Below are 15,530 nucleotides of genomic sequence, written 5' to 3'. Positions count from 1 at the left end.
TAGCGGCTCTTGCTCCTGCTAGTCCACCCGTGCCTTGTATTTGCCCGTATTTCGGATGTCTACCTTCACCGTAATATTGCGCAGCGACTCCTCCGACAATTGGGAGGGCGCTGTTCGGTGCTGGCTGCGCCAAACCTTCGGGTAGTTGCGGTACAGCGTTTCCTCCAGATTGAAAACGTCGCAATGGGCTGCAATCCCTTTGCGGTACGTTTCTTGAATCTCTTGCTTGATTACATCCTGCGCCATACTCTCCAGTTTGGGAATCGACGTATTCTGGACCAGCTCCGATAAGTTTCCTTTGATTCTGACCTCGATATCGTATCGGACCTCGCTGCCGTTTATAACCGGGCGAATGCGATATTTAGGCTTGTAGAGCGAGAGTGAAGCAACCGCTTCGTCCTTGTTCGGCACTTGAATGAATGCCTGAGAGAGACCCTTCTGTATCCACCTGGACCCCTTCAGGTCATCGGAAGAAAGCCACCCTGACAGCACCTTCTCGTTGAAAAAGTAAGCGCCTGAAATGCTGAGCAGCGGAGCTCGTTTCGCATCCTCGTTCCATACCTCTTTCGTAATCGTCAGAGACGGTACCATTGTAGGCTGTCCGGGCTCGTTGATTCGGGCGATCGTCTGATGGCCGTATACAGGCTTTATGAATGAGCGTTGATCGTAGGTCGGATCAGGCGAATACATAATCGTATCAAGCGGGGAGAGATTGAGCAGCGATTTCTTGGTGAATATGTCCTCCAGCCGTTCTTTCGTGCCGTATACGAGCAGCCGATAGCGAATTTCACGGTAACGGTTCAACGCATAGAACGCTTCGACGGCTCCTTTGCGCATCAGATTTTCCGTGATGACGATGGTTTTGACATGTCCCCAGAACACCCGAAGCTGGGACGTCGCCAGAATGGCGTCAAGCGAATCAACAACCGTACTTCCTTCGCCTTTGCCGATCCAGGTCGGCACGGGTTTGCCGATTGTGTTGTTTTCGGTTCGGGCGACGTTCGAGAAGTTCAGCACTTGAACATAGGTAATATACTGGTTGTTCTTGTAATCGATGCCGATGGCCGTGACGTAGGCAAGATTCTGAATGTCCTTCGAATTCCAGCAGCCCGGAAGCAGCAGGGTGCACAACAGCGCCAACAGGACAGCGGACATTCTCTGGATTAGTTTGCTCCAAGGCGCCATCAGGAGGCCGTCTCCTGCTGATGATCTGGATCGGTTGGTTCAAGCGAGCTTGGCCGCTTCGCAGTATATTGCCAGGGTACCCTCAGAAATGCGGCAAGCAGCTCTTTGATGCGTAGTGGCGATAGCGGCGTCATGAACGGCATGCCAAACGAATGCAGCCGCGACGTATAGGCAGCGAATAGAATGATCCCGAGAATGACCCCATACATGCCCAGTACGCCGCCCAGCACGAAAATAAACAATCGAACGATGCTGACAGTCGTGCTAAGCGTCTGATTCACAAGCGTGGCGCCTGACACGGCTGTAACGGCTCCGACGACGACGACGGAAGGCGATACGAGACCAGCGCGAATGGCGGCATCGCCGATGATGAGCCCGCCTACGACAGTGAGTGTCTGGCCGATCGGATTCGGCAGCCGAACGCCTGCCTCGCGGAAAATTTCGAGCAGGAGCAGTAGGATGAAAAACTCCATCTGCGGCGAGAGCGGCAGCCCAAGCCGCGATACGGAGATCGTCGCCATCATTCGGAATGGAATTTGATCCTGGTGAAACGCCATGAGCGCCACCCATATGCCTGGCAGGAGCAGCGTAATCAGCAGGCTGATGAGCCGGATCGATCGGGTGAACGAGACATAGAAGAAGTTGAAATGGATATCCTCGGGCGATTTCAATAGCAGCGACAGATTGCTCGGTCCGATGAGCACCATCGGATTGCCGTCGATGAGTACGACGAATCGGCCGGCCAGCAGGCTGCTCAGCGCGTAATCCGGCCGTCCGGTGTAATCCATGAGCGGAAGCACGGAAAATTTGTAATCCGAAATCATTTCCTCAAGCTGACCTACGCTGTACAGCCCGTCGATGTCGATCTCCTGCAGCCTCTTACGGACCTCCTTCAATACCGCCGGATTCAGAATGTCGTCGAAATAAAGCAGACCCACCCGCGTTTTCGTCCGAGTGCCGAGAATGAACGTCTCATAGCAGAGAGAGTCGCTCTTCACTCGCTTCCGAATGAGCGCGACATTCGTCGTAATTTCCTCGACGAAGCCGTCGCGGGGGCCTTTTATCGATATTTCGGTATTCGATTCGGACGGAACGCGCTTCGGCGGATCTGCCAGATCGATCGCGAATAGCAAATGAATCGCCGGAATCAGCACGAGAAGACTGCCGCGAAATACGGTTTCTACTACCTCCTCCGGCTTAGCGGAACGATGAATCGGCGTCATTGGCAGATCCCCGGTCCATTGGGTTTTGTTATTGCCTGATTCGCTTAGAATGCCTTCATGGTACATATCGACAAGCCCTGGCAGGACGAACTTGCCAATCATCGAGCTGTCGCTCAGTCCCTCGGCCATGAGCATCAATACGCGTGAATTCGGCTGCTCATCCAACTGATAGGATTGGAAGTTCACGTCGCTGAATCGTTTGAATATGCTTTGCAGCCTTTCCTCTGTCCAAGGCTCGTTGCTCGTATGGTTCGGTTTGCGCGAGCCGCCGACATTGCGGTTGTTACCGGAGTCGGCGCCGCTGGTGCTGCCCTTGGTGCCCGAGCTCATATTGGAGCCTGTATTGCCTCCGCTCGAGGAGTTCACGTTACCGCTGCTGCCGCTGCCGCTTGAGTTTGCCATTATCGCACCTCCTTTGAAGGCTTTGAGGCCATTGAGATCAGCATCCATGCCGCTGAAGCAACGAATAAAACGACGAACGATATGGGGAAGTAGTAGCGATACAGAAACAAGTAGTAGGTGTATTCGTTGATCGGAATGACAGCTAGAATGACATAACTTAGTGCGATTAGACCGATCGTGATCATACGTGTCATTGGTCGTCTTATGGGCAGCATATCGACCACAAGAAAGATTGCCAGACTCATACGGATAACGGCGCCGGACTGCCATTGGTAGATCGAGAAGAAATCGAGATGCTCAATGTAGTCGCCGAGCTTGACCAACCGCCATTGCTCATACGGTGAAGTCATTTGTTTGGCCGCTTCGTTTGGTCCGAACTCGGTAATCGCGCCAATAATCGGACCTAGCGAGATGTAAACCATAATGATGGCGAAAACCACGATGTGCCAGGGCTTTATCTTCGTCCGAATATGGTGCTGAACCGTCATCAGGAATGCGAATTCGATATATCCCCCGCCGGCGTAGATCAGACCATCCCATACTTTGTTCCAACCGTGCTCGAGATAAGGCTTAAGCAGGGCGAAATCTTTCTCCGGCATGTTGGAGATGTTCACGAAATAACCAAGCGCGATGACAATCGGCAGCAGAATGCCCGAGGTTATAGCAATGACACGAATGCCCCATATGGCGCACAATGCACTGATGACGGTCAACAGGAGACCGAGTACAAGCGGTGGCGTGGTTGGCAGGTAGTTCGATATGGTCCAGGTCGCCGTGTAGGAAGCCGTCATTCCGCCGATCATGTACAGGCAGACGAGAACCGGCAAGACGAGCAGCCATGCAATAACCGGATGCGTGCGCGCCGATAGCCACGGTACGAGCTTTTGCTGGCCTGAGCGCCGCATGGCAACAGCTAGCATGATGCACCAAGGGACGAGGATAATGCCAGACACAATGACTGTAATCCAAGCATCACGACCAGAAGCGTCAAGCAGCATCGGATTGATAATAACGTGACTGACTAATCCGTTCGCCAGCATGAAGATCATGGCCGCTTGAAGGAACGATATTTTACGTTGGAAAATGGCCATCTTGCATCACCTGCGATCGTTCATTAGGGTGTGGTACAGCATGTTTATTATGGATATAATCGCCATTCCTATGCATCTCGTGCTGGAATTATCTGAATACAAACAAAACGCCCTGCCTGGCGGTAAGCCAGACAAGGCGGTATAGGGGGGCTTATGCCTTCTTCGCGGCAAGCTCCTTAATCATTTGTTGTTTGCGTTCCTCGCGATCCTTCGGCTTCAGACGCGGGCAGGTGTAGCAGAACTCGCCGCCTTCCGTCCGGTAGTACATGCAGCAGGTCGGCTTCATGCGGTACGGCACGTCGGGATTAAGCGGGTTGTCGACATAACGATACGTATGGTTGTAGGGATTGCGCTTCGTCCCGAATGCATCGGGCGGCATTTCCTCTGTCGTGTAATGGAAGTCGGCCTCAAGCCGCTGCTTGCGAATCGAATCCTTCTCTTGCGCGATGAGCGACTCGTACGTGTATGTAATCCGTGGAAAAGAACCCCACATCTGCAGCTTCGGCGTACCGGTCAACGTGTGCAGCAGCTCGATGAGCGGCCGGATCGTATGCTCATACAGTCGAGCGAACAGCTCGTTGCGCTGCTGCTCACGATTATCCATGTCAATGGGAATAGCGACGATGTCGTTCACGCAGAATCGAACCGTATAGTATGAATAAGTGCCTTGGATGTACACCAGCTCAGCTGTAAAATGCTCGGGTGCAAAATCAATCGCGTGATCGCAGCATGCGACCATATAATGAAGCGCCGAACTGAACACAATGAGGTTGGACGTTAAGTACATGGCGCCAACCGATGGCTCCAAGCCTTTAATAACAGGGATATATTCATCTAGGAAGTGCTGCATATGAGCGGCTTCATACAATTCACTTAGCTTGAATGTTGCGACTGGCGATGGATGCGGCTCGAACGTCAAGCCAAAATGGGATTCCATCAGCTGACGCTGTTCAGGTGAGAACACGATGCCTCAGCACCTTTCTGTTCAATTCTGTTGATATATATGAGAATACTTATCATTACTATCTATAAAATGATAAGTGTTCTCATTCTCAATGTCAACGAGAAGCGTTGATGAAATAGGTACTCAAAAGCCCATTATGGAGGGGGCCTGTCCTTGACTGGCGCGAACGTCGTTTTATATAATGACTACATTCATGATGGAGAGCTTGTACCCATTGAGGGTAAAGGGAACTATCACAGCATCGATCTCAACGGCTTAGGCGTTGATATATATTTTTGCTGCACACTACTAGGAGGGTCACATGAACAAACCGAACGAAATCATCGTCGTCCTTGACTTCGGGGGACAGTACAACCAGCTGATCGCACGTCGTATCCGCGACTTGGGCGTTTACAGCGAGCTGCTGCCGTACAACACGTCGGCTGAGAAGCTGCGTGCGATTAATCCGAAGGGTATCGTCTTCTCCGGCGGTCCTGCAAGCGTTTATGAAGAGAATTCTCCGCTTGTTGATCCGGACGTGTACAACCTGGGTGTTCCAATCTTCGGCATTTGCTACGGCATGCAGATGATGTCGCACCAATTGGAAGGTAAAGTAGAGCGCGCTGGTAAACGTGAGTACGGTAAAGCAGAAGTTGACTTCGTATCCGAATTCGCTCTGACGAGCGGCCTCGACGCAAAGCAAACCGTATGGATGAGCCACAGCGACCTCGTTATTGAGCCGCCAACTGGCTTCACGGTAACGGGCAGCACGGAGCACGCGCCTATCGCAGCAATGAGCGATGCATCGCGCAACTTCCATGCCGTACAGTTCCACCCAGAGGTACGTCACTCTGTTTACGGTAACGAAATGATCCGTAACTTCCTGTTCAACGTGTGCGGCTGCGAAGGTACTTGGAGCATGGAAACGTTCATCGAGGACACGGTTCGCGAAATCCGCGAGCAAGTCGGCGACAAGAAAGTACTGTGCGGCCTGTCCGGCGGCGTAGACTCCTCGGTCGTTGCCATGCTGATTCACAAAGCTATTGGCAACCAATTGACTTGTATGTTCATCGACCATGGCATGCTTCGCAAGAATGAAGCTGAGGAAGTAATGGAGACTTTCGTCGGCAAGTTCGATATGAAGGTTGTTAAGATCGATGCAAGCGAGCGTTTCCTCGGCAAGCTGAGAGGCGTAACGGATCCGGAGCAGAAGCGTAAAATTATCGGTAACGAATTCATCTACGTATTCGACGAAGAATCGGCGAAGCTCGGCGAGTTCGATTTCCTCGCGCAAGGCACGCTGTACACGGATATCGTCGAGAGCGGCACGGCTACGGCGCAAACGATCAAGTCGCACCACAACGTAGGCGGTCTGCCTGAAGATATGAAATTCCAGCTCGTTGAGCCGCTGAAGGCGCTGTTCAAGGACGAGGTTCGTAAGGTTGGCGCAGAATGCGGCCTGCCAGACGTAATCGTACAACGTCAGCCGTTCCCAGGCCCGGGTCTTGCGATCCGTGTACTCGGCGAAGTGACAGAGGACAAGCTGCACATCGTTCGCGAATCCGATGCGATTCTGCGCGAAGAGATCGCGAAGGCTGGCCTGGATCGCGAGATCTGGCAGTACTTCACAGCGCTCCCTGGCATGAAGAGCGTAGGCGTAATGGGCGATGCTCGTACGTACTCGTATACGGTCGGCATCCGCGCTGTAACGTCGATCGACGGCATGACAGCAGACTGGGCGCGCATCCCATGGGACGTACTCGAGAAAATCTCCGTACGTATCGTTAACGAAGTGGACAACGTTAACCGCATCGTCTACGACGTAACGTCGAAGCCGCCGGCAACGATCGAGTGGGAATAGGACCAACCTTATAAATGTGAAAAAAGAACGTGTGGAGTCCCTGGCGACCCCACACGTTCTTCTTTTAGATGTTAGTGATATTCCGGTCTCTTCACAATCAACTCGGACTGAATAAGCTGGACTGCACTCGATAAGGTTGCGCCTACTGGGCAATGATTCTCAACGAAGTCGATAAAGGCTTTGACTTTCTCCTCGGGGGAATTGGATTCCACCCGAATACTGAATTTGATCGCAGGGAACAGCGATTTGCCGTTGTGCTCGTCTTTAACGCTGTCGGCTTCTAATTCCACCGCCAAGTTCTGAATATCAATATCGAATCGCTTAGCATTCAGTTGAGCGACCAGCAACTGGCAGGCGCCCAGCGAACCAATAAGCAATTCGCCTGGAGCCAAGCCTCTGTCTGTCCCTCCGAGCTCTGCTCGCACATCCGAAATCACTTTATGTCCTCTCGACTCGATTTCTACGTAACCGTCCTCGTTCCATGATGTCGTTACTTTCACGGTTTTAGCCATTAGCCATACTCCCTTCTAAAATGCAGTATAATATCGACATAAATTTAAACATTGTTTTCTTATAGGAATTATATATATTGTTAGCTACATTCTATCTTGGCTCACAAGGCTTTGACCAATAGAAGATCTTAATACTTGCTTCACAATCTTCTATACGTCCATCGCGCGTGGATAGAATTTTTAAATGCAAGCCCAGAAAGTTTCTATTTCGGATGTCATGCTCATGGAAACCATGTCATGATAATCCTCAAGACAGCGAATTACATATTATTCCTATTTGTGAAATAGGGTTGTCTCACTTCATCTATCAAGGGAGGAACAAGGCATGACTCCAATTACGAAAAACAACATTAATAAGTCCATCACGCAATTAATCGGGAAGACCCCCTTGCTAGAGCTGGTGAATTATAACAAGAAGCATGAACTAGAGGCGGAAATCGTAGCGAAGCTTGAATATTTTAATCCAGCCAACAGTGTAAAAGATCGTATTGCTGCTGCCATGATTGAAGATGCAGAGAAGAAAGGGATCTTAAAGCCGGGCGACACCATTGTAGAGACGACTAGCGGCAATACGGGAATCGGGCTTGCGGCGATAGCAGCTGCAAAAGGCTATAAGCTTAAGCTCGTTATTCAAGATAACGTAAGTGAAGAACGCACGAAAGCCGCTCGCGCATACGGGGCTGAAATTTCGAAGATGTCAGAGATTCCCGGAGTGGAAGAAGCGATTGAACGAACGGAGGGGGATTTCGTCGCGGTAATTAAAGAAATCATTGCTCCCTACTTTGAAGAGCATGTAGAGAACGCAGTTTTCTTGAATCAAGTGGACAATGACGCTAATCCTTCTATTCATAAAGCAACGACGGGACCCGAAATATGGTTGGATACGAATGGTGAAGTCGACATTGTAGTCGCGGCGGTAGGTACAGGTGGAACGATCAGCGGAGTAGGCGCATATTTGAAGTCCAGAAATCCGAATATCCAGGTGGTAGGGGTGGAACCGGGACATGCGTCCATAGCGACGGCTGAGAATCCGGAAATACCCGAAATAACGGGCGTTCACCGCTTCTCGGATCAGGAGGAGGCTCGGGTGCCGGCCAACGTACATACCGATGTTATCGATGAGGTGCTTGAGGTCGAGACCAAGCAAGCTTATGAAGCTGCGCGTGAAGTGGCTAGAACCGATGGCATTCTAGTCGGAACCTCGTCCGGTAGCGCCATATGGGCAGCAACGAAGCTGGCGAAGCGTCCTGAGAATAAAGGGAAGCGGATTGTCGTGATTTTGCCGGATACGGGCTTGAGTTATTTATCGACGGATCTCTTCGAAGATCGGCAAGAAGCCGAACCATCTGACGCCAATGAAGCGGATCTATCTGTGTAACTAGTCGGCGCTATTTATTGATTGATTCCTCTGTCATCTAACCGATAATGTATACTAGTTATCATTACGTTAGTGAAGAGAGGTCCAACGGAATGGCGAACAGCAGAATGAACCCTAAGGTGGATGCGTTCATCGAGCGAGGAAGCAAGTGGGCAGAGGCGTATAAGAAGCTGCGCGCAATTTGTCTCAACTGCCAGTTGACCGAAGAACTGAAGTGGGGCGTTCCATGTTATACGTCGCAGGAGAAGAACATCGTCCTCATTCATGGGTTCAAAGAATATTGCGCGGTGTTATTTCATAAGGGTGCATTGTTGAGCGATCCCGACAAGGTGCTTATTCAACAGACGGAGAATGTGCAGTCGGCGCGCCAGATCCGTTTCACGAGTCCGCAGCAAATCGATGAGATGGAGTCGATCATTCAGTCTTATATCTATGAAGCGATCGAAGCGGAGAGATCCGGTCTAACCGTGGCGTTCAAGAAGCCAACGGAGTTTGCGATGGCGGAGGAGTTTCAATCGAAGCTCGATGAGGTCGAAGGGTTGAAGGAAGCTTTCGAAGCGCTGACGGCAGGGCGGCAGAGAGCCTATCTGCTGCACTTCTCGGACCCTAAGACGTCCAAGACGCGCGCCGCTCGGGTCGAGAAATACATGCCTAAGATTCTGGATGGCAAAGGATTATACGACTGATCAGCGAAAAAGCTCTGCAAGCCTATTATGGCTCGCAGGGCTTCTTTCAGTTTACGAATAAGCACCATAATCACCCAAATGAGCTACGAAATGTCTCCGAAATGAGGCTTTGGAACGAGCTTTTTCCATCAATTACCGAAGGTTGAAAGCCCTTTCAAGATTTAATGTTCGTAAATTATCGTTGACATAAGGCGTACTCGTCCTTAAAATGAAGACTGATTATTACAACAAACAAAATATTTTTCGTATAATCTCAAGAATTGGCTTGAGAGTCTCTACGAGATCACCGTAAATGATCTGGCTACGAAAAAAATAGGAAGAGCAGCGCGTGCGCCGGTCCAGCGTACGTGTATGTTTTTCCTATTTTTGAGGAACCTAGGAGAAGTGCGATGATTCATTTGCATTTTTTTTCTAGGTTCTTTTGTTTGTTCCAACACATTTTTTAAGGAGGATTTTTCGAAAAATGGAACGTTTCTTTCGACTAAAGGAACACGGAACAAATGTGCGTACAGAAATTATGGCGGGCTTGACGACTTTCATGACCATGGCGTATATTCTAGCACTCAACCCGAACATCTTGTCTGCGACTGGTCTGGACTGGACGAGTGTCTTCCTCGCGACGGCGCTTGCGGGCGGTATTTTCACAGTCGCTATGGGCTTGTTCGTTAACTTCCCCGTTGCGCTTGCACCAGGTATGGGGCTGAACGCATATTTTGCAACAACGGTATTGACCTCGAATGGTAAAATATCACCGGAAATCGCTTTGACGGCTGTCTTTATTTCCGGTTTGATCTTCATCGTGCTGACGGTAACGAAGGTTCGTCAAATGCTTATTACCGCAGTGCCGGAAAGTTTGAAACATGCAATTACTGCCGGCATTGGTTTGTTCATTACGATTATCGGTCTGAAAAACAGCGGTATGCTGACGGTTGCTGTTGAGAACACAGTAACGGACATTCCGAAAGGCGTTTTCACTGATGTGCTTGGCTTTGAGTCGGTCATTCACTTGGGCAGCCTGGAGGACAACGGCGTTGTCCTGACGATCGTAGGTATTTTCCTCATTGCTATTCTGATGGTTATGCGTGTTCCGGGTGCTATCCTGTGGGGTATCATCGGTACGACGATTGTCGGCATTCTGATGGGCGAAGTGAATGTAAGCGACACGCTGTCGGGCCAAACGTGGGCACCTGACTTCGGTCAACTGAATTTCTGGAACTTTGATTTCAACGGTGTGATGGAAGCTGGCCTGATCTCGGTCGTTCTGACGTTCACGTTCGTTGAATTGTTCGATACGTTTGGTACGCTGGTAGGTACGGCTAGCCGTGCAGGCCTGATGAAGAACGAAGAAGAAGGCAAGAAGCGCGTCGGTAAAGCAATGCTCGTTGACGCAGTAGCAGTAGGCGGCGGTGCGGTGCTCGGTACGAGTACGATTACGGCTTTCGTTGAAAGCTCTGCAGGCGTAGCGCAAGGCGGCCGTACGGGTCTGACTTCCGTTACGACGGGTGTCTGCTTCCTGCTTGCTCTGTTCCTGTCGCCGCTCGTGGCGCTTGTTCCGGGTTCGGCAACGGCAGCGGCTCTTGTTATCGTAGGCGTACTGATGATGTCGTCGGTTAAGCACATCGATTTCTCCGACATGGTATATGCAATTCCTTCGTTCTTGACGCTGGCGCTTATGCCATTCACGTACAACATCGCAAACGGTATCTCGTTCGGTATCGTATCGTATGTACTGCTTGCAGCAGTCGCTAACGTAACGAAGAAAGGCGATCAGAACGGCGGTTACAAAATTCACGCACTGATGTGGATTCTGGCGATTCTCGTTGTCCTGCGTTACATCTATATCGGCAGCCAAGGCTAAACCCTTACGGCTTGAACGGATTGAAACACCCCTGCGCGGACCGGCGCAGGGGTGTTTTGTTGTTTATGTGCATGAGTGGGCTACACACCCCAGCGCAGCGTCATGGATAGATTGCAGCAGCTTTCATTAGCGTTTGTTGGTTCAACAACGATGACGATGCCGCTTGGCGTATATTTGGCATGAATGCGAGAGGTGCCTGCTGCTGATTTGATCATTCGATCGACTTCTTGCTGATGGCCTGCTTGAGCAGCGGTCATAAGCGGAACGACAAACGAACGCTCGGTCAGTCTGCCGATAATCCGGGACGCATCCTGCAGCATCGGCTGAAACGATTGGGCGGAATGTTCGAGCTTAGTTGGATCAACAGCAGGAAGCTCGCGCATGCCAGCAGTCAGCATCGGTCGGTGGGGAACGTATCGGGCGGCCATTGTAATCGATCGTCCTCCTGCCTAGCGGTGTCGAAGTATGCTTCATACATATGCGTGAGTTGTAGAAGTGGTGACATGAATGGTTCTCCAGATGGAATAGTTAGAGATTACAGGTAAGAGCATTCGGTCTGCTATAATATAGAAATATAATCGTAGGGAGGCATTATCGATGAATATAATGGATGCAATTCGCGGAAGACGCAGCATTGGTAAAGTGAAGTCGGATCCTGTTGATCGGGCTTTGATTGAGCAAATCATTGAAGCGGCGACATGGGCGCCGAATCATCATTTGACAGAGCCGTGGAAGTTTATCGTTATGACAGGTGAGGGAAGACGTACGCTTGGTGATGCGTACGCGGCGATCGCGCAAGAAGGGCTGGGCGAACTAGAAGAAGCTGCGCTTGCAGAGCGATTGGATAAGGAGCGGGCGAAGGCGTACCGTTCGCCTGTGGTCATCGCGGCGGTATGCTCACCATCGGATAACCCGCGTGCGACTCATGCTGAAGAGCTAGCGGCATCCCATGCTGCTGTGCAAAATCTTCTGCTCGCGGCCCATGCGCTTGGACTTGGAGCTGTGTGGCGCAGTGGCGATCCGATGTATCATCCACTCATGCACCAAGCGTTTAATCTCGGCGAGCGTGAGTCGCTTGTTGGTCTTATCTATATCGGATATTCCGATATGAAGGAGCTTGCGGGCCGCAGACAGCCTGCCGCATTGAAGACGGAGTGGCTCGAAGGCTAAGTTGTACGATTGTGCTTCTCACAGGAAAGGGACTTGTCGATATCGCCATCGAAGGATGGCGGGCGACGAGTCCCTTTTTTTGGCACCAAGCAGAGCATATAGCCGGTTATTCTTCGTGCTCCTCAACAGCGACCTGCACAACATTGGAGAACGATGTGCCGGATAGCCCGCGTGAAGTCGATGGGAATACAAACGATGCTTCCGCACGATTGAGGATCGTACTGCCCGTCGGATCGCTCAACACGATCACAGCGTAAGTCACCGTTGCACTAGCGTTAGCGGCAAGTGATGGCAGCGGGATGCCGGCAGTAAGCAGTCCATCGGGTACGGTATTGCCGTTAAGTGTTACAGAACCAGCAATAAGCTCGGTGTGGTCTGGTAGACGATTGCGAAATACAACACCTGTCGCTGATGCAGGCGTCGGATTACGTACGGTTACTGTGTATTGGATGGTTCCGCCTTCCTGCACGATAGCCGTGTTGGCCTGCATGCGCAGCAGTAATCCGTATACGGTGTAGCAGGACGTTGCGGAAACTGTACCGATGTCTGCAGCGGAGGCGTTGAAGGTGTTGCAGAATATAGAGCCTGGTTGTTCCGTAACGGTTTTATTGAAGAAGGCTCTGACGAATGTGCCGGCATCAAGCATCTCGATGGTTGCATGCCGCAGCAGGATCGTAGCAGAGATCACGATATGATGGAGCATTACATTGCCGGTGTTGACGCCTGTGACGGTATAGATGACCGTCTCGCCTTGAACGACCTCGTTTTCATTGACGATATTCGTGAGCGCAAGTGCCGCTTGCGGAAGAACGACGCAGGAGGCGGACGCTTCCTGCAGCGGAATCATAATCGAATTGGCGGATAGCGTTGCCGTGATGGTAGTGCCAGGAGCGGTTCCTTTGGGGACTGTGAAATTACCGTTAAGGGTGAGCGTTGCACCGGGTTCTAGCAATTCCAGCACCGCTGCGAATTGAAACAGTGGAGACTGAAGAATAATGTTCCGTGCAGAGACGGCCGAAATGTTCGTAACGGTTCCGGTGAAGGTAACCGTTTCATCTGGGCTGACTGTCGCTAAGCTTGCTGCTGCCTGGACCGTAATCGATGGTGTTGTCGGAGGTATAGGCGGATTCGGAGGAAGCGGGATTGTTGTGACGACGACGGATGCTTGCGCAGTCTCGGGGGTGACGCCAGCAGCTTGAGCAAGAACAGTATTCGTAATAACGGAACCGGCGGCACTGTCGATTGGGACGGTATATGGCGCTTGGAAGTCCTGCGATTGACCGGCTGGAAGTGAAGCGATGACCGTCTGAAATCCGGTAAGCGAGTCGATGATGGACACATGGTTAAGGCTTTCGTTGCCGCTGTTCAGTACACGAAGCGTATAGTCCAGCGTACCGCCGGGGTTAACGAAGGTCTGATTCACATCCTTGGTGACGAGCAGGGAAAGCATGGCGCCTACCGTAATCGCTGCGCTTGAAGTGATCGTGCCGAATGAGCCAGTCAGTGTTGCCGTATTAACGATAGATGTTCCTGCGGTTGTTTCAACTGGGATGATGAAAGGAGCTGCGAGAACAATCGTAGTGCGTGGACTAAGAACATCGAGCGTTCGAGTGAAATCAAGCATGGGGTCATGCAGGACGAGCGAGTGCAGATCGCTGTCGGTTTCATTTTGGATGACATAGTAATATTGAATCTCCTCGCCTGGCAAGGGGGCGGTATCACTCGCGAGCTTGCGGAAGTCTGCTGCTGGGACAGGTATCGAGGAAATCTTGATGCTGACGCTGCTCTCGATAAAGCCCGGACTTGGCAGGTTATCAGCTGTTAATCTAGCCGTATTCGTGAAGGTCGAGCCAGGAACGGCGTCCACGGGCATCGTGAACGACTGCTGCGTAAGAGTGCCGCTGAAGAAGGTAGGCAGTGAAAGGTCGAGTCCGATCGTAGTGTCGACAAGACGTACGTTGATGAGATCGCTATTTCCCTGATTGGACAGATCGAATTGATACAGAATGATATCGCCAGGCCGTACATCGGTCTGGCTTGCGCTCTTCGTAAGCTGGACCTGAACGGGTAGGGCCGTAATTGTTATGCTTGCCTGTGCAGAGACGGCGGGAGCATTGTCGCTCGTAACCGTAACGGTATTGGTGTACAGCGTCCCTGCCATTCCGCTCTGTACTTCCGAGTTCACCACGAACGGGTAGCTCTCGCCTGCCTGAAGCACAGGGACAATCTGATCGATGCCAAGCAGATCGTCCTTGATGACAATATTGGAGATCGGCAGTGTGGACGGGTTCTCGACGAGAACGCTGAATGTGAGCGGAGTGCCTGGCGTTCCGGCGAAAGAGGCTGCTCCATTCACAAGCTTGGTTACGGTTAGTGCGGTTACGCCGCATGTCGTTACCTCTGGCAGACAGCCGGTGAAGAAGACGAGCTGAGGAGTGATTAACCCGTTCGTTCCATCGTATGAACCGGCAATCAGCTGTCCATTAAGCTGTGCGGAGCCGTTGGCGGTCATTGCTGCGAATGGCGCCAGAATGCTGCCGGTGATAATACCGTTGCCATTGCGAAGGACGGTGGCCTGCGGGAAGTTCCACAAGATCGTTGCACCGACGGAAGGATCAGGAGATCCGCCATTCACTTGCACCTGATAGTTGCCGAAGCCGACGTTGTCGCCTAGCACGTTAATAAGAACGGTAGAGCCGACAGGGAGCTGAAGGGTAATGACGGAGGCGGACTCAAGGGATAGGCCGGACCCGTCTACATCGTTGCCGTTGAAGGTGACGACATTGCGCGCAGGATCGGAGCAGACGATATTCAGTGTTCCGAATAAATTGCTCGCAGTGCCATTGGCCGGGAGATCGCCCCAGCCAATCGATACGCATTCCAGATAGGCAGCAGCTAAGTCGAAATCGATCGGGCTGTCGACGATAGGCTGCGGTAAGACGCCGTTATTGTTAACCATCGTATAGTTAATGACGGTCGATGTTGGACGAATGACCGTATTGCCGTTATTAACGCCGCGGATGATATTGCAGTCGCCGCCAATAATGAGATCCGCTCTTGTTGTCGATACGGGCAGATCGGTTCCGAAGCTTTGGTCGGTTAACGTTACAGATCCTCCGACCGCGGCTCGACCTCTAATCGCTGTATTCTGACCATTGTAATTGCCGAACAGAAAGATGCTAAAATCGCTTGCTGAGCCAAGTGAAGCACAAGCCATGCTG

At 51.5% G+C, this 15,530-nt stretch carries 12 protein-coding genes and 1 riboswitch; of the genes, 5 read left to right on the top strand and 7 right to left on the bottom strand.

From position 1 onward, the window contains the following. Nucleotides 1-18: 18 nt before the first annotated feature. The 4 genes from DFQ01_RS24495 to DFQ01_RS24480 all read right to left on the bottom strand — a co-directional run bounded on the left by DFQ01_RS24495 (nucleotide 19) and on the right by DFQ01_RS24480 (nucleotide 4,865). Entirely contained in the window at nucleotides 19-1,185 is a 1,167-nt protein-coding gene (locus DFQ01_RS24495) for a Ger(x)C family spore germination protein (RefSeq protein WP_110046576.1), read from the bottom strand. Further along, a complete protein-coding gene (locus DFQ01_RS24490) occupies nucleotides 1,185-2,810 on the bottom strand; it encodes a spore germination protein (protein ID WP_245946864.1) in 1,626 nt (541 codons plus the stop codon). The genes DFQ01_RS24495 and DFQ01_RS24490 overlap by 1 nt, the downstream gene beginning before the upstream one ends. Further along, the gene (locus tag DFQ01_RS24485; protein WP_110046575.1) at nucleotides 2,810-3,901 is read right to left on the bottom strand and encodes an endospore germination permease; all 1,092 of its coding nucleotides are present in this window, start codon (nucleotides 3,899-3,901) and stop codon (nucleotides 2,810-2,812) included. The genes DFQ01_RS24490 and DFQ01_RS24485 overlap by 1 nt, the downstream gene beginning before the upstream one ends. A gap of 151 nt (nucleotides 3,902-4,052) precedes the next feature. Beyond that, nucleotides 4,053-4,865 (bottom strand): (2Fe-2S)-binding protein, encoded by an 813-nt coding sequence (locus DFQ01_RS24480; RefSeq protein ID WP_110046573.1) that lies wholly within the window; start codon nucleotides 4,863-4,865, stop codon nucleotides 4,053-4,055. Nucleotides 4,866-5,166: 301 nt separating this feature from the next. Between DFQ01_RS24480 and guaA the strand changes: the two genes are divergently transcribed. After that, nucleotides 5,167-6,705: a glutamine-hydrolyzing GMP synthase gene (guaA, locus tag DFQ01_RS24475; protein WP_110046571.1), complete on the top strand. Its 1,539-nt coding sequence runs from the start codon at nucleotides 5,167-5,169 to the stop codon at nucleotides 6,703-6,705. A 71-nt stretch (nucleotides 6,706-6,776) separates the two neighbouring features. Here the strand turns inward: guaA and DFQ01_RS24470 are convergent, their stop codons facing one another. Further along, complete coding sequence (locus DFQ01_RS24470; protein ID WP_110046569.1) at nucleotides 6,777-7,217, bottom strand: OsmC family protein; 441 nt, start codon at nucleotides 7,215-7,217, stop codon at nucleotides 6,777-6,779. Nucleotides 7,218-7,542: 325 nt separating this feature from the next. Between DFQ01_RS24470 and DFQ01_RS24465 the strand changes: the two genes are divergently transcribed. The 3 genes from DFQ01_RS24465 (at nucleotide 7,543) to DFQ01_RS24455 (ending at nucleotide 11,139) form a co-directional block, all read left to right on the top strand. Then, on the top strand, nucleotides 7,543-8,595 hold the full coding sequence (locus DFQ01_RS24465) for a PLP-dependent cysteine synthase family protein (protein ID WP_110046568.1): 1,053 nt from the start codon (nucleotides 7,543-7,545) through the stop codon (nucleotides 8,593-8,595). 92 nt (nucleotides 8,596-8,687) lie between these two features. Beyond that, a complete protein-coding gene (locus tag DFQ01_RS24460) occupies nucleotides 8,688-9,281 on the top strand; it encodes a YdeI/OmpD-associated family protein (protein ID WP_110046567.1) in 594 nt (197 codons plus the stop codon). Nucleotides 9,282-9,504: 223 nt separating this feature from the next. Then, nucleotides 9,505-9,605: riboswitch (purine riboswitch) on the top strand. Between the two features lie 139 nt (nucleotides 9,606-9,744). Then, nucleotides 9,745-11,139 carry an NCS2 family permease gene (locus DFQ01_RS24455; protein WP_110046566.1) on the top strand — a complete coding sequence of 465 codons (1,395 nt, stop codon included), beginning with the start codon at nucleotides 9,745-9,747 and terminating at the stop codon, nucleotides 11,137-11,139. A gap of 80 nt (nucleotides 11,140-11,219) precedes the next feature. On the opposite strand, the gene DFQ01_RS24450 is transcribed toward DFQ01_RS24455, so the two are convergent. Then, entirely contained in the window at nucleotides 11,220-11,567 is a 348-nt protein-coding gene (locus tag DFQ01_RS24450) for a YuzC family spore coat inner layer protein (protein WP_110046565.1), read from the bottom strand. A 169-nt stretch (nucleotides 11,568-11,736) separates the two neighbouring features. Here DFQ01_RS24450 and DFQ01_RS24445 point away from each other — a divergent pair, with 169 nt between their 5' ends. Further along, entirely contained in the window at nucleotides 11,737-12,309 is a 573-nt protein-coding gene (locus DFQ01_RS24445) for a nitroreductase family protein (protein ID WP_110046564.1), read from the top strand. A gap of 106 nt (nucleotides 12,310-12,415) precedes the next feature. On the opposite strand, the gene DFQ01_RS24440 is transcribed toward DFQ01_RS24445, so the two are convergent. Continuing rightward, nucleotides 12,416-15,526 carry a choice-of-anchor A family protein gene (locus DFQ01_RS24440; protein ID WP_110046563.1) on the bottom strand — a complete coding sequence of 1,037 codons (3,111 nt, stop codon included), beginning with the start codon at nucleotides 15,524-15,526 and terminating at the stop codon, nucleotides 12,416-12,418. Between the last annotated feature and the right edge of the window lie 4 nt (nucleotides 15,527-15,530).

The organism is Paenibacillus cellulosilyticus (assembly GCF_003182255.1).
GTDB classification, from domain to species: Bacteria; Bacillota; Bacilli; order Paenibacillales; family Paenibacillaceae; genus Paenibacillus_T; species Paenibacillus_T cellulosilyticus.
The sequence above is the reverse complement of the archived record's forward strand: the minus strand, read 5'-3'. Positions and strand labels throughout refer to the sequence as shown.

Excerpts from the sequence above, each read along its gene's own strand:
- DFQ01_RS24450 (WP_110046565.1), bottom strand. The coding sequence starts at position 11,567 with ATGGCCGCCCGATACGTTCCCCACCGACCGATGCTGACTGCTGGCATG.
- DFQ01_RS24445 (WP_110046564.1), top strand. The coding sequence starts at position 11,737 with ATGAATATAATGGATGCAATTCGCGGAAGACGCAGCATTGGTAAAGTG.
- DFQ01_RS24440 (WP_110046563.1), bottom strand. The coding sequence starts at position 15,526 with ATGGCTTGTGCTTCACTTGGCTCAGCAAGCGATTTTAGCATCTTTCTG.
- DFQ01_RS24495 (WP_110046576.1), bottom strand. The coding sequence starts at position 1,185 with ATGGCGCCTTGGAGCAAACTAATCCAGAGAATGTCCGCTGTCCTGTTG.
- DFQ01_RS24485 (WP_110046575.1), bottom strand. The coding sequence starts at position 3,901 with ATGGCCATTTTCCAACGTAAAATATCGTTCCTTCAAGCGGCCATGATC.
- DFQ01_RS24470 (WP_110046569.1), bottom strand. The coding sequence starts at position 7,217 with ATGGCTAAAACCGTGAAAGTAACGACATCATGGAACGAGGACGGTTAC.
- guaA (WP_110046571.1), top strand. The coding sequence starts at position 5,167 with ATGAACAAACCGAACGAAATCATCGTCGTCCTTGACTTCGGGGGACAG.
- DFQ01_RS24465 (WP_110046568.1), top strand. The coding sequence starts at position 7,543 with ATGACTCCAATTACGAAAAACAACATTAATAAGTCCATCACGCAATTA.
- DFQ01_RS24455 (WP_110046566.1), top strand. The coding sequence starts at position 9,745 with ATGGAACGTTTCTTTCGACTAAAGGAACACGGAACAAATGTGCGTACA.
- DFQ01_RS24460 (WP_110046567.1), top strand. The coding sequence starts at position 8,688 with ATGGCGAACAGCAGAATGAACCCTAAGGTGGATGCGTTCATCGAGCGA.
- DFQ01_RS24490 (WP_245946864.1), bottom strand. The coding sequence starts at position 2,810 with ATGGCAAACTCAAGCGGCAGCGGCAGCAGCGGTAACGTGAACTCCTCG.